Source organism: Phytohabitans flavus (assembly GCF_011764545.1).
GTDB classification, from domain to species: domain Bacteria; phylum Actinomycetota; class Actinomycetes; order Mycobacteriales; family Micromonosporaceae; genus Phytohabitans; species Phytohabitans flavus.
On sequence record NZ_AP022870.1, the window covers coordinates 4,149,725 to 4,167,362 of the forward strand.

Annotated in this window: 20 protein-coding genes; 10 read left to right on the forward strand and 10 right to left on the reverse strand. The window is 73.6% G+C overall.

Annotation, left to right across the window (positions count from 1 at the left end; translation table 11 throughout):
• Window positions 1–27: 27 nt before the first annotated feature.
• The 6 genes from Pflav_RS18050 to Pflav_RS18075 form a co-directional block, all read right to left on the reverse strand.
• Entirely contained in the window at window positions 28–771 is a 744-nt protein-coding gene (locus tag Pflav_RS18050; protein WP_173037196.1) for a hypothetical protein, read from the reverse strand.
• Window positions 772–833: 62 nt separating this feature from the next.
• Entirely contained in the window at window positions 834–1,628 is a 795-nt protein-coding gene (locus Pflav_RS18055; protein WP_173037197.1) for an alpha/beta hydrolase, read from the reverse strand.
• 68 nt (window positions 1,629–1,696) lie between these two features.
• Entirely contained in the window at window positions 1,697–2,842 is a 1,146-nt protein-coding gene (locus Pflav_RS18060) for an SGNH/GDSL hydrolase family protein (RefSeq protein ID WP_173037198.1), read from the reverse strand.
• Window positions 2,815–2,958 (reverse strand): hypothetical protein, encoded by a 144-nt coding sequence (locus tag Pflav_RS18065; RefSeq protein WP_173037199.1) that lies wholly within the window; start codon window positions 2,956–2,958, stop codon window positions 2,815–2,817. The genes Pflav_RS18060 and Pflav_RS18065 overlap by 28 nt, the downstream gene beginning before the upstream one ends.
• A 60-nt stretch (window positions 2,959–3,018) precedes the next feature.
• On the reverse strand, window positions 3,019–5,286 hold the full coding sequence (locus Pflav_RS18070; protein WP_173037200.1) for a helix-turn-helix transcriptional regulator: 2,268 nt from the start codon (window positions 5,284–5,286) through the stop codon (window positions 3,019–3,021).
• Window positions 5,190–5,603 carry an AAA family ATPase gene (locus tag Pflav_RS18075; RefSeq protein ID WP_232072698.1) on the reverse strand — a complete coding sequence of 138 codons (414 nt, stop codon included), beginning with the start codon at window positions 5,601–5,603 and terminating at the stop codon, window positions 5,190–5,192. Before Pflav_RS18075 ends, Pflav_RS18070 begins: the two co-directional genes overlap by 97 nt.
• A gap of 127 nt (window positions 5,604–5,730) precedes the next feature.
• Here Pflav_RS18075 and Pflav_RS18080 point away from each other — a divergent pair, with 127 nt between their 5' ends.
• From Pflav_RS18080 to Pflav_RS18090, 4 genes are read left to right on the forward strand one after another with little or no spacing between them, the layout of a single operon-like run.
• Window positions 5,731–6,273 carry a PadR family transcriptional regulator gene (locus Pflav_RS18080; protein WP_332107769.1) on the forward strand — a complete coding sequence of 181 codons (543 nt, stop codon included), beginning with the start codon at window positions 5,731–5,733 and terminating at the stop codon, window positions 6,271–6,273.
• On the forward strand, window positions 6,270–6,956 hold the full coding sequence (locus Pflav_RS18085; protein WP_173037202.1) for an ABC transporter ATP-binding protein: 687 nt from the start codon (window positions 6,270–6,272) through the stop codon (window positions 6,954–6,956). The genes Pflav_RS18080 and Pflav_RS18085 overlap by 4 nt, the downstream gene beginning before the upstream one ends.
• On the forward strand, window positions 6,953–7,171 hold the full coding sequence (locus Pflav_RS43700) for a hypothetical protein (protein ID WP_197938616.1): 219 nt from the start codon (window positions 6,953–6,955) through the stop codon (window positions 7,169–7,171). The genes Pflav_RS18085 and Pflav_RS43700 overlap by 4 nt, the downstream gene beginning before the upstream one ends.
• An 8-nt stretch (window positions 7,172–7,179) precedes the next feature.
• On the forward strand, window positions 7,180–9,195 hold the full coding sequence (locus tag Pflav_RS18090) for an ABC transporter permease (RefSeq protein WP_197938617.1): 2,016 nt from the start codon (window positions 7,180–7,182) through the stop codon (window positions 9,193–9,195).
• Between the two features lie 19 nt (window positions 9,196–9,214).
• Here Pflav_RS18090 and Pflav_RS18095 read toward each other — a convergent pair whose 3' ends face one another.
• Both Pflav_RS18095 and Pflav_RS18100 read right to left on the reverse strand, forming a co-directional pair.
• Window positions 9,215–9,649: a hypothetical protein gene (locus tag Pflav_RS18095; protein WP_173037203.1), complete on the reverse strand. Its 435-nt coding sequence runs from the start codon at window positions 9,647–9,649 to the stop codon at window positions 9,215–9,217.
• A 6-nt stretch (window positions 9,650–9,655) separates the two neighbouring features.
• Complete coding sequence (locus Pflav_RS18100; RefSeq protein ID WP_197938977.1) at window positions 9,656–10,132, reverse strand: OsmC family protein; 477 nt, start codon at window positions 10,130–10,132, stop codon at window positions 9,656–9,658.
• A 93-nt stretch (window positions 10,133–10,225) separates the two neighbouring features.
• Here Pflav_RS18100 and Pflav_RS18105 point away from each other — a divergent pair, with 93 nt between their 5' ends.
• Window positions 10,226–11,263 carry a serine hydrolase domain-containing protein gene (locus tag Pflav_RS18105; RefSeq protein WP_173037205.1) on the forward strand — a complete coding sequence of 346 codons (1,038 nt, stop codon included), beginning with the start codon at window positions 10,226–10,228 and terminating at the stop codon, window positions 11,261–11,263.
• Here the strand turns inward: Pflav_RS18105 and Pflav_RS18110 are convergent.
• Entirely contained in the window at window positions 11,243–12,163 is a 921-nt protein-coding gene (locus Pflav_RS18110; protein ID WP_173037206.1) for a LysR family transcriptional regulator, read from the reverse strand. The two genes, Pflav_RS18105 and Pflav_RS18110, sit on opposite strands and share 21 nt — an antisense overlap.
• A 72-nt stretch (window positions 12,164–12,235) precedes the next feature.
• Between Pflav_RS18110 and Pflav_RS18115 the strand changes: the two genes are divergently transcribed.
• From Pflav_RS18115 to Pflav_RS18125, 3 genes are read left to right on the forward strand one after another with little or no spacing between them, the layout of a single operon-like run.
• Window positions 12,236–12,502: a CBU_0592 family membrane protein gene (locus Pflav_RS18115; RefSeq protein ID WP_173037207.1), complete on the forward strand. Its 267-nt coding sequence runs from the start codon at window positions 12,236–12,238 to the stop codon at window positions 12,500–12,502.
• A gap of 13 nt (window positions 12,503–12,515) precedes the next feature.
• Entirely contained in the window at window positions 12,516–12,992 is a 477-nt protein-coding gene (locus Pflav_RS18120; protein WP_232072699.1) for a helix-turn-helix transcriptional regulator, read from the forward strand.
• Window positions 12,993–13,019: 27 nt separating this feature from the next.
• Window positions 13,020–13,460, forward strand: coding sequence for a VOC family protein (locus Pflav_RS18125; protein WP_173037208.1), 441 nt, complete (start codon window positions 13,020–13,022; stop codon window positions 13,458–13,460).
• A gap of 57 nt (window positions 13,461–13,517) precedes the next feature.
• Here Pflav_RS18125 and Pflav_RS18130 read toward each other — a convergent pair whose 3' ends face one another.
• The gene (locus Pflav_RS18130; RefSeq protein ID WP_173037209.1) at window positions 13,518–15,245 is read right to left on the reverse strand and encodes a substrate-binding domain-containing protein; all 1,728 of its coding nucleotides are present in this window, start codon (window positions 15,243–15,245) and stop codon (window positions 13,518–13,520) included.
• Between the two features lie 113 nt (window positions 15,246–15,358).
• Here Pflav_RS18130 and Pflav_RS18135 point away from each other — a divergent pair, with 113 nt between their 5' ends.
• Together Pflav_RS18135 and Pflav_RS18140 are read left to right on the forward strand one after the other, a co-directional pair.
• On the forward strand, window positions 15,359–16,249 hold the full coding sequence (locus Pflav_RS18135) for a DUF1206 domain-containing protein (protein ID WP_332107770.1): 891 nt from the start codon (window positions 15,359–15,361) through the stop codon (window positions 16,247–16,249).
• Between the two features lie 8 nt (window positions 16,250–16,257).
• On the forward strand, window positions 16,258–16,626 hold the full coding sequence (locus tag Pflav_RS18140; protein WP_173042500.1) for a VOC family protein: 369 nt from the start codon (window positions 16,258–16,260) through the stop codon (window positions 16,624–16,626).
• Window positions 16,627–17,638 lie beyond the last annotated feature (1,012 nt).

A 17,638-nucleotide genomic window follows, 5' to 3' on the forward strand; every position in this document is an offset into this window, starting at 1 on the left:
CCTACTCTCCCAGACCGGTCCCTTACCTCAGAGCGGGACGGACGACTTGGCCAGCTCCGTCGTCAGGGTCAGGCCGGCGATCACGATCTCCTGCTTGACGAGCCCGAAGCCGGGCTTGAGCCAGAACGTCCCGCTGGCCTTGGTCACGCCGGCGAAGCCTTCGCCGAGGTCCAGGTCGAGCTTGACCGCGTACGCCTCCGTGGTGCCCGCCGGCACGGTCACCGACTCGCTGCCGGTGCCGGTCACCGTGTACGTCACCTGGTGCTCGCCCTCCAGCCCGGGCCCGCTGACCTCGACGGCCGTACGGCCGGTGCCCTTCTTGCCGGCCTCCAGGTCGGCGACCGGCGGCACCGCGACGTCCTCGCCGGTGCCCTTGACGCTCAGGCCGGCGGCCGAGGCGCCGAACGCCCCGATGTCCACGCTCAGCCCGCCGCCGGCCTCGGTCACGAACTTTCGCTCGGCGGCCGCCCCACTCCCCTTTTCCGTCACGGTCACGGTGCGCCCGTCCGGACCCTCGGCGACCTTGTCCACCGTCACCGTGTTCGTACCGGTGACGACGCCACCCAGCGTGTACTCCAGGGTGGCACCCTCGACCGGCGGGTAGAAGTAGAGGCCGGTGTCGGCGGGCGCGGCCACGCTCGGTGGCCCGGTGGTCGCGGCCGGCTGGTTGCCCGCCGGGGCCGGGTCGCCGGCCGAGTCACAAGCTGTCACGGGCAGGGCCAGGACCAGCGCGGCCGGCAGAGCCAGCCAGCGCCGTCGGGGCTTGATCACGCCACATCCTCCGTAGGCGAGGGGCTCCGGACCCCCGCCACGTTACGCCGCTTGAGTTGGTCCTAAGAAACGCCGTACTGCTTCAGCCAGGTCAGGGCGTAGTCGGCGACCTCGCGCCAGTCGCTGTTGATGGTGAGCGAGTGGTCGCGGTCCGGAAACAGCTTCACCGCCGTCACCGCCGGGGATCTGCGGTGCAGCTTCGCGGTGTAGCGGCTGACCGACGCCGGCACGGTGTGGTCGTGCCCGCCGGCGGTGATCAGGAGCGGCCCGCGGTCCAGCTGCCGCAGGTCGACCTTGGTCTCCGCGGCCGGGTTGAAGTTGGCGAACGCTGCCTGGAAGAGCGGCCGACCCGGCGACGGCATCGCGCACCGCTCGTACAGCTCGGTCGCCTCCGCCTCCTTGCGGGTGTTGGTGAACCCGTACCGCCACTCCGCCGGCGTGAGCCCGACCGTGCCCTTGAGGTTGGCAGGGTTACGCAGCGCGACCGAGGCGACCCGCAGGGAGGAGATCGGGGTCGGCAGCACGCCCTTGATCGGCGCCGGGTCGATCGCGACGCATGCCGCGGCCAGCCCTCGGCTGAGCAGCACCTGCGCGATCAACCCGCCGAACGAGTGCCCGATCACCACCGGCTTCGCACCAAGGCTGTTGATCAGCGACGCGTAGTGGTCGGCGACAGCGCTCACGCCGTACCCACCCATGGGCCCCGGGTTGGCAACGGCCTCCTCGACCGTGTCCGGCTCGCCCGGCCACGGCGGCGCGACCGGGTCGTAGCCGGACTCCTTGAACAGGTCGACCCAGGGCTGCCAGCTGGTGTGATGAAGCCACAACCCATGCACGAACACGACCGGTGTTGTCATGGCTCGCCTCCTCTACTCACCGGTCATCATCGCGCCGCCACGTTGCGCGCGGGTGTCGGATGGACGGATTACAAGGCGTTGAGGTCGATCGCCTGCGCCATGGCGCGCATGCCCGCGTCATTCGGGTGAAGCGCGTCGCCGCCGTCGTACTCCGCGCGCATCCGGTCCGGGTCCGCCGGGTCGGCCAGCGCCCGGTCGAAGTCGAACACCGCGTCGTACTCCCCGCTGGTGCGGATCCAGTGGTTCAGCGCGTCCCGCACCGCCTCGCCCCGCGCGGTGTCGTACCCCGGGTAGGGGCAGCCCTTCGTCGGCGTGACCGTGGCCCCGATGATCCGGACGCCGCGCCAGTGTGCCGCGCGGATGAGTGCCTGGTGCCCGGCGATGAGCTGCGCGGCGGTCACCGGGGTACCGGCCGCCTCACCCATCCCGATGTCGTTGATGCCCTCCAGCACGATCACGGTACGGACGCCCGGCTGGCCCAGCGCGTCCCGCCGGAACCGCTCCACAGCCGCCGCCCCGAGGCCCGGCGAGCCGCTGAGCACCTTGTTGCCGCCGATGCCCGCGTTGACGACGCCGGTCGGCCGCCCCGCCGCGGCGAGCCGCTCGGCCAGCTCGTCCGGGTACCGGTTGTCGGCGTCCATCGTGGACACCGCGCCGTCGGTGATGGAGTCGCCGAACGTGACCACCGTGCCGATGCTCCCCTTCGTGGGACCGCTGACGTCCACACCGGACAAGAAGTACGAGGAGGCGGAGGTCTCGCCGTACGCGGCTGGGTCGGTGTCGAAGCGGTGGTCGCCGCTGGCCCGCCACACCGTGGCGACGGCGAGCGGGTGGAACGTGGCTGGCCCGGTCGGCCCGTCGAAGTAGAGCGTCACGGTCAGCCGCTCCAGCGGCGAGACCCGCAGCCGCACCCCGTCCGACGCGACCTCCTGCCCGGGCGGCACCACAGTGGACCGCTGCCCCCGGAACGCCACCGCGCGCAGCGAACCCGCCCGCACCGCCGCACCCTCCGCCGCACGGCCGATCGTGACGCCCGTGAGCCGCAGCGGCTGGTCACCGAACACATTGGACACCCGGATCCGCACGGTCGAACCGCCGCGGCTGACCCGCACGACCTGGCGAACCGAGTGGTTGTCGAAGCCGCCGGACCAATTCGGCTCCCCGAAGAAGTCGGGGAACGGCGCGATCAGCGCGCTCCCCCACCCCCGGCCCACCGGACCGGGTCGCGCCGCTGCTGCGTCGCGGCGGCAGGCGTCACGGCGGCGGTCGTGGCCAGGAGGGTCGCGACCGCCGCTACGGGCAGTGCCCGATAGATACCTCGAAGCAACATGCCGCCCAGATTAACGACCGCCACTGTCATTAGGGCGTCCTAGGAGGCTAGGCATCAGGATCACGTGTCGAGCAGGGCGCGGACCTCGGCGCGGCTGGAGACGCCGAGCTTCGCGTACGCCCTGGCCAGGTGGTTGTTGACCGTCTTGACCTCCAGCCCCAGGCGCTCCGCGATGTGCCGGCTGCTGTGGTGGGCGGCGAGCAGCACCACCTCCCGCTCCCGGGCGGTGAGCAGCTCGGCCACCTCGTCGTTCACGAGCAGCGGGGTGCGGGCCGTGGCGCAGCGGGCACGCGGGGCGGCCGAGCGCCCGCGTACCAGGTGGGCCTGGCCGCGCCGGCCAACGCGCCGGAGCAGGCGGCCGGCGGCCGCGCCCGCCTCGGCGGCCAGCAGGTCGTGTCCCAGGTTTTCGAAGGCGTCCGCCGCGCGGGCCAGCGGGGCGCCGTCGCCCCGCGCCAGGCCCTGCCCGGCCAGCGCCAGCGCCTCGGCGAACGGGGTGCCCAGCGCGGCGGCGAGCGCGTCCAGGCGCCGCCGGTCCACGCGGCCGCCGAGCCGGCCGGCGTCGTACAGCGCGGCGGCCTCCACTGTGGGCAGTCCGGTGTCGCGGGCCAGGTCGGCGGCGCGCCGGGCGGCGGCCACGGCGTCGGCCTGGGCGCCCTGGGACATCGCGACCCAGGCCCGGGACAGCTCCAGCCACGGCCAGAACACCCGGTTCGGTCCGCTGCCCGCCCCCTCGGCCTCGGCCAGCCACCGCCCCGCCTCGTCCGGGTCGCCGCCCAGCGCGGTCACCTCGGCCAGCGCCGCCGCGCAGTGCCGGCGGAAGCGGAAGGTGTCGTTCTCCTCGAAGCCCGCCACCGCCTCGCGCAGCAGCGCGCCGGACGCGTCCAGGTGTCCCCGCGAGGCGGCGACAAGGCCGCCGAAGAGGGCCCAGCCGCTCACCATCATCGGCACGCCCGCCTCGACCGCCTGGCGGTAGCCACGGTCCGCGACGGCGCCGGCGCGGAGCAGGTCGCCGGCGGCGAGGTGGGCGAGGCAGTCGGCGATCTCGATCTCGTAGACGCCCCACGGCATCGGCTCGCGGTACGCCGCGGCGACCGGCAGACCGCGCTCGCGGATCGCCGCGGACCTGCTCAGCTGGCCGAGGAAGCCGGCCGCCGCGGTGCCGCCCGCGGTGGCCCAGATGACGCCCTGCGGGTGCGCGTCCGCGCGGTCGAACACCCGGCTGGCCGCGTCCAGCGCCTCGGCGCACCGGCCGTCGAACATCAGGATCCAGGAGAGCGTGCCGTCGGCGAGGTCACCTCGGCCGGCGAGCACCCGTTCGGCGGCGGCGGCGCTGCCAAGTCCCCAGTAGAGGGTCTCGGCGCGGGTCACCGCCCACATCACAGGGTCGGGCGTCTCCGGTGGCGGCTCGTCGGAGAGCAGCGCGATCGCCTCGGCGCTCTTGCCCCGGTACTCAAGGATTTCGGCGAGCAGCACGTCCGCCTCGGTGCCCGGCTCGGCGCCCCGGGCCGCCCGGGCCAGCCGCTCGGCGAGGGCGAGGTCGGACCAGCCGATCGCCTGGCGGGCACCGAGGCGTACCACGTCCGGCCTGGTCACCGCGCCGCCGTCGACCTGCCACTGTGCCGCGCGCAGCGCGTCGCCACGACGGCGCATCGGCGTCGCGAGCAGCGCCTCGGCGAGCCGGCGGCGGACCATCCGGGCCCGGGTCAGCGGCAGGCCGGCGCGGAGCACCTCGCCGTACAGCGGGTGGGCCAGCCGGGCCTCGACCCGCGCGCCCGAGCGGTTCACCACGACGAGGCCGCTGTCCTCGGCGGCGCGGATCGCGGCGGCGTCGGCGAGCCGTTCGAGCGTGGGCAGCGACACCGGCTCCCCCTCGGCGACGAGCTCGACCACGACCCGCGTCTGGGCGTCGAGCCGTACGAGGCGCTGCGCGACAAGCTCGGTGACCTGGGTACGTGGCTTGAAGCCGGGGTCGAGCCGCCACACCCCGTACCGGGTGCGCAGCGCCCCACCGGACAGTCCACCGTGGACAAGCTCGCGCAGCGCCAGCGGGTTGCCGGCCGCGGCCTCGGTCATGCGGCGCCGGGTCAGCCCGTCGACCTGCCCGGGCAGCGCGCGGTCGAGCAGCTGGTCGACGTCGGCGGCGGGCAGGCCGGCGAGGTCGAGCCGCTCGGCGCGCTCCTGCTTCCACAGGTCGGTGACCGCGTCCGGTACCGGCTCGCCGGTCCGCAGCGTCAGCACCGCGAACGCCAGCCGCTCGGCCACCAGGTGCGCGACGACCGCCGCTGAGGGGTCGTCGAGCAGGTGCGCGTCGTCGACCCCGAGCACCACGCGGCGGCGGCCACCCCGGCGCCGACCTGGCCGGCCACCGCGCGGAGCACGCCGGGTGGACCGCCGACCGGGTGCCAGTCCGCGGGTACGAGCTGCGCCACCGCGCCGAACGGGACGCTCGCCGCCGCGCGGGTACCCGCGGCCCACTCCACCTGGCACCCGGCGGCGCGTAAGCGTTTCAGCGCCTCGCGCGCGAGCGCGGTCTTACCCACCCCCGACGGCCCGGCCACCACCACGGCGTCCACATCGGACCCGCCGAAAGCCCGCTCGATCGCGGCTAGTTCCCCGTCCCGTCCAACGAACGGCCATGCGTCCATCACCGGCCCCCTCCCCAGTCAAGGCATGAGTAGTTCGCCGCCACCGCCTCGCCGGATGGGCACCGGCGCGGGTCAGGAACCGGACTTATCCCTGACTACACCCCGTCTATACATCGTGCGTATAGATGTGGTGTACAGTGCTCCGCATGTCGATCGGACAGACCTTCCTCGGGCTGCTGGAGTCCAGCCCCGGCATGGGTACGACCTGAAGCGGGCGTACGACGAGCGGTTCGGCCGCAGCCGCCCACTGCACTTCGGGCAGGTGTACGCCACGCTCTCCCGCCTGCTGAAGAACGGCCTCGTGGAGGTCGACGGCGTGGAGCCGGGCGGCGGGCCGGACCGCAAGCGGTACGCGATCACCGACGCCGGCGTGACCGACGTGTCCCGGTGGCTCGCCCAGCCGGAGAAGCCGGAGCCGTACCTCCAGAGCACCCTGTACGCCAAGGTGGTGCTCGCGCTGATGACCGGCCGGCCGGCGGCCGACCTGCTCGACTCGCAGCGGGCCGAGCACCTGCGGCTGATGCGCGAGCTGACCCGGCGCAAGAGCGACGGCGACCTCGCCGAGCAGCTGATCTGCGACCACGCGCTCTTCCACCTCGAGGCCGACCTGCGCTGGCTGGAGCTCACCGCCGCCCGCCTCGACGACCTGGCCAAGGAGGTCTCCGCATGAGCGGGACTTCGCTTCTGGTCGCGGACGACCTGCGCAAGTCGTTCGGCGCGACGCCCGCGCTCGACGGCGCCTCGATGGAGGTCGACGCCGGCGAGATAGTCGCGGTGATGGGCCCGTCCGGCTCGGGCAAGTCGACGCTGCTGCACTGCGTCGCCGGCATCGTGCGCCCCGACTCCGGCCGCGTCTTCTACGGCGGGCGCGAGATCTCGCTGCTGCGCGACGCCGAGCGGAGCGCGCTGCGGCGGGGGCAGTTCGGGTTCGTGTTCCAGTTCGGGCAGCTCGTGCCGGAGCTGACCTGCCTGGAAAACGTGGCGCTGCCACTGCGGCTGGAGCGGATGCGCCGGCGCGCGGCGGAGCGGCAAGCGGCGCAGTGGCTGGAGCGCCTGGAGGTCGGCGACGTGGCCGGCAAGCGGCCGGGCGAGGTCTCCGGTGGGCAGGGTCAGCGGGTCGCGGTGGCCCGCGCGCTGGTCACCTCTCCCAAGGTGATCTTCGCGGACGAGCCGACGGGGGCGCTCGACTCGCTCAACGGCGAGCGGGTCATGCGCCTACTCACCGCCGCCGCCCGCGAGACGCACGCGGCGGTGGTGCTGGTGACGCACGAGGCGCGCGTCGCGGCGTATTCGGATCGGGAGATCGTGGTCCGCGACGGCCGCACCCGCGACATGGCCCGGGCGGTGTCGTGATCGCCGACCTGTTGATGGGCGCGCGGCTGGCGTTCGCCGGCGGCCGCGACGGATGGACGCGGGCGGTCCTCACCGCACTCGGCGTGGGTATCGGCGTCGCGATGCTGCTACTCGCCGCCGCGGTGCCCGGCGCGCTCGACGCGCGGCAGGCGCGCGGCGACGCCCGCGACCCCGGGGCGCGCCGGAGCTTGCCGCAGGCCCGGCGACGCTGCTGATCGGCTCGGTGGAGACCCAGTTCCGCGGGGCACCGGTGCGCGGCCGGCTTGTACGCCCGGAAGGCCCGCGGGCTCCGGCGCCGCCCGGTGTCGAGGCGCTGCCCCGCGCCGGCGAGGTGGTCGTCTCCCCCGCGCTGCGGGACGTGCTGGAGTCCGGCGACGGCCCGCTCTTCGCGCCCCGGCTGGGCGGCGCCCGCGTGGTGGGCACGATCGCCGACGAGGGGCTGGCCGGCCCGGGCGAGCTCGCCTACTACCTGGGCAGCGACACGCTGAGCGAGGACCAGGCGAGCCGCGCCGACGGGTTTGGTCTGGGCGCGCCGACCGAGGGCTTCGGGCCGGTGCTCATGTTCCTCATCGTGATCATCTTCGTGGTGCTCCTGCTGCCCATCGCGGTCTTCCTCGGCGCGGCCGTGCGCTTCGGCGGCGAGCGCCGCGACCGGCGGATGGCCGCCTTCCGCCTGGTGGGCGCCGACCGACGGATGACCCGGCGAATCGCGGCCGGTGAGGCGGCCGCGGCCGCGCTGCTCGGCGTCGCGGTCGGCGGGGTGCTCTTCGCGCTCGGCCGCCAGCTCGTGCCGCTCTTCACGCTCTTCAACCTCAGCGTCTTCGCCGCGGACGTCCGCCCCGGTCTCACCGCCGCGCTCGTCATCACGCTCGCGGTACCCACCCTCGCGGTCGCGGTGAGCATGATCGCGCTGCGCGGCGTCGTGGTCGAGCCGCTGGGCGTGGTCCGCCGCGCCGCCGACACCCGCCGCCGGCTGTGGTGGCGCCTGATCCTGCCGCTGCTCGGCCTCGCGCTGCTGTTCCCCCTCTTCGGCGACATCCGCGACACCGCCGGCTACAGCCAGTACCAGATCGCGGCCGGCGCCACGCTGCTGCTGATCGGCGCGGTCACCCTCCTGCCGTGGCTGATCGACCTGGTGGTACGGCGGATGCGCGGCGGCGCCGTCCCCTGGCAGCTCGCCGTCCGCCGCCTCCAGGTGGACAGCGCCACGTCCGCCCGCCTCGTCAACGGCATCGCGGTGGCGGTCGCGGGCACGATCGGGCTGCAGATGCTCTTCGCCGGGGTGCAGACCGAGTACCGCCGCGACACCGGCGCGGACCTGAGCCGCGCGCAGGCGTGGGTGCAGCTGTCGACCCGGGACGGCACGGACGTCCTGGCGCGGCTGGCCGCCTCCGCCGGCATCGAGAAGGTCACCGGTACCGTCCAGGCGGGCGCGTTCCCGGTCGGCAAGCAGGACCAGACCGTCGAGGTCTACATCGGAGACTGCGCCGCCCTCGCCGAGCTGGCCTATGTGGACGACTGCGCGGACGGCGACGTCTTCGTGAGCAACGGCGACGTGGCAAGCGGCGACCGCCTGTCCTTCGGCTCGAACGATCGACAGTGGACGGTGCCCGCTGACGCAAAGCGCGTAGAGGCGCGTCCGGACGCGGTCGGCTGGGCCCGCCGCGGGGTGCTCGCCACGCCCACCGCGCTCGACGCCAGCCGCCTCGGCACGCTGGTCATCAACGCGTACATCCAGACCGACCGCACCGACCCGGACGCCATCGAACACGTCCGCAACGCGGCCGCCACCATCAACCCGCTCGCGTACGTGAACACGATCTCCACCACCGAGGAGGCGCGCCGCTTCACCAACCTCCGCCGCGGCCTCTACGCCGGCGCGGTGGTCACCCTCCTGCTGGTCGGCGCGAGCCTGCTCGTGGGTGTGCTGGAGCACCTGCGCGAGCGCCGCCGCCTCCTGGCCATGCTCATCGCGGTGGGCACCCGCCGCGGCACGCTCGCCTGGTCGGTGGTCTGGCAGACGGTGGTACCGGTGGTGCTCGGCCTGGCGCTGGCCGTCGTGTTCGGGCTGGCGCTGGGCGCGGTGCTGCTGCGCATGGTCGGCGTGACGATCTCCATCAGCTGGCCGGTGGTCGGCGTGTCGGTGGGGCTGGCGGCGGCGGTGATGGCGGTGGTCACGCTGCTCAGCCTGCCTCCGCTGTGGCGCCTCATGCGCCCCGACGGCCTCCGCACCGAGTAGAGGTCGGGGCCCCGCACCGCTACAGCGAGTAAGCCCAGACAAGCACGGGCGGTTCGTTGTGCGGCGCGGGGTCGTCGGCGGTGAGGTCGATCTCCGCCGGTACGGATGCCTTCGGATCGCGCAAGAGGTACGCGGCCACGATCGAGGCCAGGTCGGCCGTCAGGCGATACTCCGTACCGAAAGGGAGGTCGGCCGCCGGGCGGGAGGTGATCCCGCAGCGGAGTTGGCCGGCGCGGTCGTCGTGCCAGACGTAGAAGACCGCCGGGCCGGCCACTCGGGTACACAGCGTCGCGACCGTCGCATGGAAGGCGGCGACGACCTCGGACGCCGTCAGCATCGCGCGCTCGACCGACGGCGCCTCGATCCAGTAGGTGTTTCGGGCCTCGGCGTGGGCGTCACCGGGCGCGAGCGTCACCTCGTGGGTGGCGATGTCCGCGATGGCTTCCAGCAGCACAGCCGGTTACGCCGCCGCCTCGGGGTGGACTTCGGGCTCGTGCCGCACCGGAAAGTTGACCGAGCTGGCGATGAAGCAGTCGCGGTGGGCGTTCTCGTGCAGGCGTACCGCCGCGTCGACCATGTCGGGCGACGCGACCGTGACCCGCGGGCGGAGGACGACCCCGGTGAAGTGGCCGCCGTTGCCCTCCTGATCCATCGTGCCCAGCGCGCTGTCGGTGTAGCCGGTGACGACGACGCCGGCCACCGCGCAGTGGTGCAGGTACGAGAGCATGTGGCACTCGGAAAGCGCGGCGACGAGAAACAGCTCGGGGTTCCAGCGGGTCTTGTCGCCGCGGAACGCCGGATCGGAGCTGCCCGCGATCCCCGGGCGGCCCTCGGTCTCCACGTCGTGGTCGCGGGTGTAGTCGCGGTACCCGCTGGTGCCGGTGCCACGGTTGCCGGTCCAGTGGACCGCCACCTCATACGTGTGCGTACGTCCCAGTCCCATGGCGCAGATCGTAGGGCCCGCGTCAGCATGCGCAGCTCGGGCGTCTGAGGCGCGGCGGGCGGCACCCCGCCGGTACGGTAGGCGGCGATGGACGATCCCCTCGATCTCGTCCGCCGGTGGGGTGCCACGGCCCAGCTGTGCGTGATCAAGGACGGGCGGGTCGTCATCGACGAGGCGGTCGGCTGCGCGCCGGACGCACTCTTCTGGATCTTCTCGACTAGCAAGCCGTATGTGGCGCTGCTCGTGCACCTGCTCGCCGAGCGGGGCGCGCTGTCGCTCGACGAGCCGGTGGCCGCCTACTGGCCGGAGTTCGGCGAGCGGGGCAAGGGCGGCATCACCGTGCGGCAGGTGCTCCAGCACCGGGCCGGCCTGCCGGTCGCGCGGAGTGTGGTCGGGGACGCGCTCGCGATGACCGACTGGCGCCGCTCGGTCCGCGCGCTCGAAGCGGCCCGCCCTCGGTACGCACCCGGGGACGTGCCCGCGTACCACCTGCTCAGCTACGGGTTCCTGCTCGGCGAGGTGGCCCGCCGGGTGGGTGGTGCGCCGGTCGACGCGCTGCTGCGCACCGAGCTGCTCGACCCGCTCGGGCTCGGCGACACCCACCTCGGGCTGCCCGACCGGCTGTGGAGCCGCCGCGTACCGGTACGCGGGGTGAGCGGCGCGCGGGTCAGCGCCGCGTACTTCAACCGCCGTACCACCCGCCGGGCCGTCGTGCCCGCGGCCGGGGTCTCGGCCACCGCCCGGGACGTGGCCCGCTTCTATCAGATGCTCCTCGACGGCGGCACGCTCGACGGGGTGCGGGTGCTCGCGCCCGGGACCATCGAGGCCGCCCGCCGCCCGTCCAGCGAGGGTGAGGTCGACCGCTTCCTGCGCCTGCGGATCCGCTGGTCACAGGGCTTCCAGCTGGGCGGGCCGGCGGACGAGCCGGCGAGCAGCCGGCCGATGGGGCGCGGCAGCAGCCCGCTCACCTTCGGCCACAACGGCAGCAACTGCTGCCTGGCCTGGGCCGACCCGACCCGGCGGATCGCCTTCGCGTACCTGACAAACCTGCTCCTGCCCGGCCACGACGGCGCGCGCCACCAGGCGGCGGTGAGCGACGCGGTGCTATCGGCCGTCGAAGGTTAGGCCTGCGGCGGTGGCGTGTAGGGCGTCGACCACCAGGCGGGCGGCCGGGCTCGGCTCGTAGCGGCCGCGCCGGTGCACAAGCTCCAGCCGCCGCGCGCCGGCCGCCGGCACCGGGAGGGCGCGCACGCCGGGCTGGTCGGCGGGGAGGGCGAGGGCCGGCACGACGCCCGCGGCCAGGCCCGCCGCGACGATCGCGAGCACGGCCGGAAACTCCAGGCACTCGTGCGGCCGGTCCAGCACCGCGCCGTGGCGGGCGGCCAGCCGGTCGAGCGCGCGGCGCATCGCCGAGCCGGGCGGGCCGTCCACCCAGGGCCGCGACAGCAGCGCGTCGATGCCCGCGACCGGGCCCCAGGCGGCCGGGACGACCACGCGGTACGGCTCGTCGAGCAGCCGCGTGATCCGAAGCCCGGCCGGGTCGCGCCCCGGGTCGGCGCCGGCCGGATCGCCCTCGCCGACGAACAGGTCCAACTCCCCCGCACGCAGCGCCTGCCGGCCGGGCTCGAGTTGGCGCACGTGTACCCGTACCCCCGGAGCTGTCGTGGCCACCGCGGCGGCCGCCGGCGCGACGAGGTGCCGGACCGCCGTGGGGATCGCGCCCACCGTGACCGGGCCGCTCACCTGGCCGGTCAGCGCGGCGAGATCGCGCTCGGCGGCGGCCAGCACCTCGGCGAGCCGGCCGGCGTGGCCGGCGAGCAGGCGGCCCGCGGCGGTGAGCCCGACCGAGCGGCGGCCGCCCAGCCGGGAACGGTCGAGCAGCGTCACGCCGGTCTCCGCCTCCAGGCGGGCGATGTGCTGCGACACGGCCGAGGGCGTGAGGTGCAGGACGGACGCGGCGGCCAGGACGCCGCCGGCGTCGGCCACCGCCCGGAGGACGGCCAGCCGTCGCGGGTCGATCGGCATTCGGTCACGCTACACGCGGCATCAAGAGATATTCGATACCGCTGAACACCGCCCGCGGGTCACGATCCACCCATGGGCTTGCTCACCGAGGTCGCCGGGTGGGGCGGGGCCGGCTGCCTCCTGCTCGCGTACGCGCTGCTCTCCGCCGGCCGGCTCGCCTCCGGCGTGACGTTCCAGCTGCTCAACACCGCCGGCGCGGCCGGACTGCTGGTCAACGGCGCGGCGCACGGGGCGTGGCCCTCCGCCGCGCTGAACCTCGTGTGGCTCGCGGTCGGCGTGGCCGCGTTCCGCACCGCTGTGCGCAAGCCGCCCCGGCAGGAGCCGCCTGTGCCAGGATGACCTGGTGGGGGCGATGATCGCGCTGCCCCAGCTGCGGCTGCTGCGCATGGCGAAGGACGCGATGGACCGCGACTGGTCCAGCCCGATCGACCTGGACGCGGTGGCCGCGCACGCCGGCTACTCGCGCTACCACTTCGTGCGCCTGTTCCGCGCCGCGTACGGCGAGACGCCCGGCCAGTACCTCAGCCGCCGCCGCATCGAGCGGGCTCAGGAGCTGCTGCGCTCGGCCAACCTCACGGTGACCGAGGTGTGCATGCTCGTCGGCTTTACGAGCCTGGGCACGTTCTGTACGCGGTTCAAGCAGATCGTCGGGGTGACGCCGACCGAGTTCCGGCGGAAGGCCCGCGTGGGCGCTCCCGCCCCGATACCCGGATGTTTCGTGATGTTCTGGGCCGGCGGCTTCCAGCCACCGCCGCGCGGCGGCCAGGTGGACGCGCCGCAAGAATCGAGAAGCCCAGCGGCGGCGGACACCCCTAGCGTCGAGCGGTGACCAGGCAAAACGACTGAGGAGCAGACCATGATCACAGGACTCGGCATAGCCACCGTGTGGGTGCTCGACCAGGACTCCGCCAAGGCGTTCTTCGTCGAGAAGCTCGGCCTCGAGGAGCGCATGGACATGACGCTCGGCGAGGGTGGCATGCGCTGGGTGACGGTGGGCGCCAAGGACCAGCCGGAGCTACAGCTCACGCTCATGGTGCCCGGCCCGCCGTCGCTCGACCCGGAGTCCGCCGAGCACCTCAAGGCGCTGATCGCCAAGGGCGTGCTGGGCGCCGGCGCGTTCACGACCGACGACTGCCACGCCGACCACAAGGCGCTGGTGGAGCGGGGCGTGTCGTTCGTGCAGGAGCCGCAGGAGCGGCCGTACGGGATCGAGGCGATCTTCCGGGACGACTCCGGCAACTGGTACAGCCTCACCCAGCCGCGCTCCGGCCTCGACGAGAGCAGGCCCTGGGGCTGAGTGAGGTCGCGCCCGGCGTCCTCGGTGGACGCCGGGCTCGCTCACGCGGTGGAAGGCTCAGCCGCCGGTCGGACGGAGCGAGATGCCCTTGAGGAACGCCTCGCCGATCTGGGCCGGGTCCGCGGCGATCAGCACGCCGCCGCCGGTGGTACGGGTGATCTGGTCGAGCGCGCCCCGGTTCACCTTGTCGCCGAGGCCCAGGATGATCACCTGGATCGGCCGCTTCGGGTCCTTGAGCTCCTCCAGCCGGTTGAGCAGCGCGGGCAGCGAGAGGCCGCCCTCCGGGTCGTCGTTGCCGATGCCGTCGGTGAGGATCAGCACGGAGTTGACCCGGCCGGCCTGCCACCCGTCCTGCACCGTCTCGTACGCGGCGGCGAGCGTGTCGTACAGCCCGGTGTCGCCGTTCTCCTTCGGCTGGATCTTGCCGATCGCCTCGAGCAGCTGGGCGCGCGTGCTGGCGAGCGGGCCGATCGGCGCGATCTCCCGCCAGTCCTTGCCGCCACCCAGGTTTGTGGAGAAGACCCAGGCGCCGACCGCCCAGTCGTCGCCGAAGAGGCCCAGACCCCGTCGGGCGGCCTCCTTGGTGACGTCCATACGGCTGGCCCCGCCGGCGCTCGGCACCGGGCCGCGCATCGTGCCGGAGATGTCGAAGACGGCGAGCATCCGGGCCGGCGCGGTCACCGTCGTCCAGCTGGAGAGCGCGCGGTCGACCGCGGTCGTGTCGGGCGCACCGCCCTTGCCCGCGGCGTCCGGCGCACCGGCCTTCGCGGGACCCCCACTGGGCACCGAGAAGCCGGCGCCGCCCGAGCCGTCCGGGCCGCGCAGGCCGAGCGCGCCGAGGCGGTCGCGGAACCCGGCCGCGTCGAGCGCCTTGTGCAGCGAGTCCGCCGCCGCGGTCTTGTCCGGGTCGGTGCCGGGCATCACCGCGTACGGGTAGTCGAGCGGCAGCGGCGCCGGGTCCAGGTAGATCGCGGCCAGCGGTACCGGCGGCTTCTTCGCGTTGTACCGGATGATGTCCTCTTCGGACAGTGCCGCGACGCTGAGGCCGGAGGTCAGGGACGCCTGGTCGGTCGCCTGCGGAAACTTCGCGGTCAGGTCGTCGCGTACCGCCGACCGGCCGGAGGCGAGCGCGCGGAGGGCCGCGGTCTGCGTCTGCTGCGCGTTGCCGCCGGCCTGCCCCGCGGCCGCCGCGAGCGAGAGGAGGCCGGCCATGCCCGCGGCGTCGCGGGTCGGCTCGACGATGCCGGCGCGCAGGCCGCTGCCGGTCAGGATCTGCTGGAGCAGAGCGGGCAGGGTGGGGTTCTTGTCGGGCCAGCCGACACTCTTCGCGATCGGCTCCGGCATCGCCAGCACGACCGGGCTGAGCGCGATGGACCTGCCGTCGGTCGGCGTGAACCCGGGCGCGGCGGCCCGGAGGCGGTGCAGCCAGAGGGAGGAGTCGGCGATCCAGACGTCCGGGATCGTGGTGCTGCCGCTCGCCCCGCCGACCCCGGTCAGCGCCACACCGTGCTTGGCGGCGAGCGCCGCGGCCAGGTCGACCGGGTTCGCCTCGGCCACGTCGACGCCGACGCACACCCCGTTGGCGCTGGCGCCGTCGGCCACCCAGGCGTCGGCGGCCCCGCGTACCTCGTCGACGATCTCGGGCGGCGCGGCGACGGCCAGCTTCACCTGCCCGCTGCATTTGTCGCCGGAAAGCTCCCGGTATCCGAAGTAGGATCCACCCACGACGACGATGAGCGCCACCGCCGCCGCGATGGCGCCCGCCGCGGGGATACGTTCACGCATACGATGACGGCCAGGCACGCGCTCCATCCTGCTGAGCCGAACGGCTGGTTGCCACGTACATTCGGCGGAACGTTACCGAGAGGAAAGTTTTCACTAAGACTCGGTGACAGCAGGTGATCGCCGCACTCCACGGTGTACGCGAAGGTTTGAGAAACGGCCACCCCGGTCAATGTCCGGGGCATGTCTCGCTCCCCCTCGCCGTACTCACCCGGGCCGGCTTCATCGGATACGGCCTCGTGCACCTCCTGTTCGCCTGGCTGATCCTCCAGATCGCGTTCGGCAAGCCGACCGAGGAGGGCGACCAGTCCGGCGCACTCCGCACTCTGGCCGAGCAACCACTGGGTGAATTCCTCGTCATCGCGGTCGGCATCGGCCTGCTCGCGATGACGCTGTGGCAGGTCTACGAGGCGGTCGCGGGCCACCGGGCCGACCGTGGCGCCGAACGCGCCGCGGAACGGGTCGCCTCCGCCGGCCGCGCCGCCGTCTACCTCTACTTCGCCTGGACCGCGCTCAAGGTCTACCAGGCGGCGGGCTCGTCCAGCGCGGACAAGCAGCAGAAGCTGAGCAGCGACCTCATGCACTCGGCGGGAGGCCGGTGGCTGGTGGCGCTCGCCGGCCTCGCACTCGCCGCGCTCGGCGCCGGCCTCGTCTGGTACGGGTTCGTCAAGCGCTTCGAGAAGCACCTGCTCACCGGCGCGATGGGCAGGACGGCACGGACCGTCACGCGGCGGCTGGGCGTGGTCGGCTACGTGGCCAAGGGCGTGGCATACGGCATCGCCGGCATCCTCTTCGCGTCCGCCGCGATCACCTACGACCCGGAGAAGGCCCGCGGCCTCGACGCCACGCTCCAGGCGCTGCGCGACCAGGCGTACGGCAGTGTGCTGCTCGTGCTGATGGCGCTCGGCATCGCCGCGTACGCCGCGTTCTGCGTGATCCAGGCGAAGTACCGCAAGGTCGACGCACCGGACGTGACGTCAGCCGTCCGCTCTAAAGTCGCGGCGTGACCCCACGGATGGAGATCTCCGGCGTCGTGCTCGGCGCCCCGGACGCGCGGAGCCTCGCCGCCTTCTACGAACGCCTGCTCGACTGGCACCGCGACCAGGACGAGCCGGACTGGGTCAAGCTTGTCCCGCCGGGCGGCGGGACCGGCCTGTCGTTCCAGACCGAGACCGGCTACGTCCCGCCGGTGTGGCCGCACGCCCCCGGCGACCAGCAGATGATGGTCCACCTCGACATCCGCGTCGACGACCAAGCGACGGCCAGCGCCCATGCCGCGGCCAGCGGCGCCAAGCTGGCCGACTTCCAGCCCCAGGACGACGTCCGCGTCCACCTCGACCCCGCCGGCCACCCCTTCTGCCTCTGGACCGAGCCCGCGCTCTAAGCCTCCGGCCCCAGAAGATCTGACCCAAGACCCAGACATGAGCTACCGCGACGTCCGCGGTGGTCCGGACCGCTGCTCCCGCAGCCTCACCCTCCGCGCTTCACACCCCAACCCCCGCTGGCGCGCGCCGCACCCGCGCCAGCGGGGTGGAGCGCACCGGCGGGCGGGACCGCGCCGCGATCATCGCGGCGCACCGCGCCCGCCAAGTGGATCGTGGTATTGAGCTGCCCTCATAGGGGCAGCTGGATACCAAGATCTGCAACCGCCGCAACGCAAGGCGGGCATTTCGGTCGCGCTGGCCGCGCGTGCTGCGACTGGCCGGCCGAAGGCCAGCCTTGGGGAAACCTATGGCTGCTATGGCAGCAACAGGTTTCCCCAAACCCCGACGAGGCGCTGTCCTGGCGCGGAAGTTCTGGTGATCGTTTCGCCCAGAATCCGCGCCATCACCGGCGTGCCGTGCTGGTATCGGGCGAACGATCGCCAGCGAGATCACCACGCCCGCGCCACCGCACCTGGCCAGCGCAAGCGGCGGTGCTTCGGCCTGCGGAACTGCCCGAAGCACCCGGCACGTCGCTCCCAACCCCGGTCGTTGCGCGGTCCTCTCGAGCTGGGCGCACCAATGCGCCCGCGGAGTGGGCACATTGGTGCCTCCGGCCCCAGACCTCGGGCCGTGTGCGCGTGCGTCAGCACAAGGCCCTGCGGCCTCCGCCCAAGCCCACCGCTGCGTGCGCGTGCGTCAGCACGCGGACCCTGCGGCTCCCCCCAGCCCAACGCGCCGTGCGCGCGCCTCCGCACGCAGACCCCGGCGCCTCCGGCCCCAAGGCTGGGTGTGCAGGCAACGCGGCGTGCCCCGGCGGAGGCAGCAGAAACCAGGTTTCTGCTGCCTCGCGCGCGATCTGATGCGGCAGAGACCTGGTTTCTGTTCGGATCATGGCTCGATGAGGTTGAGGGAAGGGGCAGTGTCGGGGACATTGCCCGTTCCCCGCGCGGGCAGTGGGCAAGGTCCGCGACA

Excerpts from the sequence above, each read along its gene's own strand:
- Pflav_RS18055 (WP_173037197.1), bottom strand. The coding sequence starts at position 1,628 with ATGACAACACCGGTCGTGTTCGTGCATGGGTTGTGGCTTCATCACACC.
- Pflav_RS18065 (WP_173037199.1), bottom strand. The coding sequence starts at position 2,958 with ATGTTGCTTCGAGGTATCTATCGGGCACTGCCCGTAGCGGCGGTCGCG.
- Pflav_RS18075 (WP_232072698.1), bottom strand. The coding sequence starts at position 5,603 with ATGGACGCATGGCCGTTCGTTGGACGGGACGGGGAACTAGCCGCGATC.
- Pflav_RS18085 (WP_173037202.1), top strand. The coding sequence starts at position 6,270 with ATGAGCGGGACTTCGCTTCTGGTCGCGGACGACCTGCGCAAGTCGTTC.
- Pflav_RS18105 (WP_173037205.1), top strand. The coding sequence starts at position 10,226 with ATGGACGATCCCCTCGATCTCGTCCGCCGGTGGGGTGCCACGGCCCAG.
- Pflav_RS18110 (WP_173037206.1), bottom strand. The coding sequence starts at position 12,163 with ATGCCGATCGACCCGCGACGGCTGGCCGTCCTCCGGGCGGTGGCCGAC.
- Pflav_RS18115 (WP_173037207.1), top strand. The coding sequence starts at position 12,236 with ATGGGCTTGCTCACCGAGGTCGCCGGGTGGGGCGGGGCCGGCTGCCTC.
- Pflav_RS18120 (WP_232072699.1), top strand. The coding sequence starts at position 12,516 with ATGATCGCGCTGCCCCAGCTGCGGCTGCTGCGCATGGCGAAGGACGCG.
- Pflav_RS18125 (WP_173037208.1), top strand. The coding sequence starts at position 13,020 with ATGATCACAGGACTCGGCATAGCCACCGTGTGGGTGCTCGACCAGGAC.
- Pflav_RS18130 (WP_173037209.1), bottom strand. The coding sequence starts at position 15,245 with ATGCGTGAACGTATCCCCGCGGCGGGCGCCATCGCGGCGGCGGTGGCG.
- Pflav_RS18140 (WP_173042500.1), top strand. The coding sequence starts at position 16,258 with ATGGAGATCTCCGGCGTCGTGCTCGGCGCCCCGGACGCGCGGAGCCTC.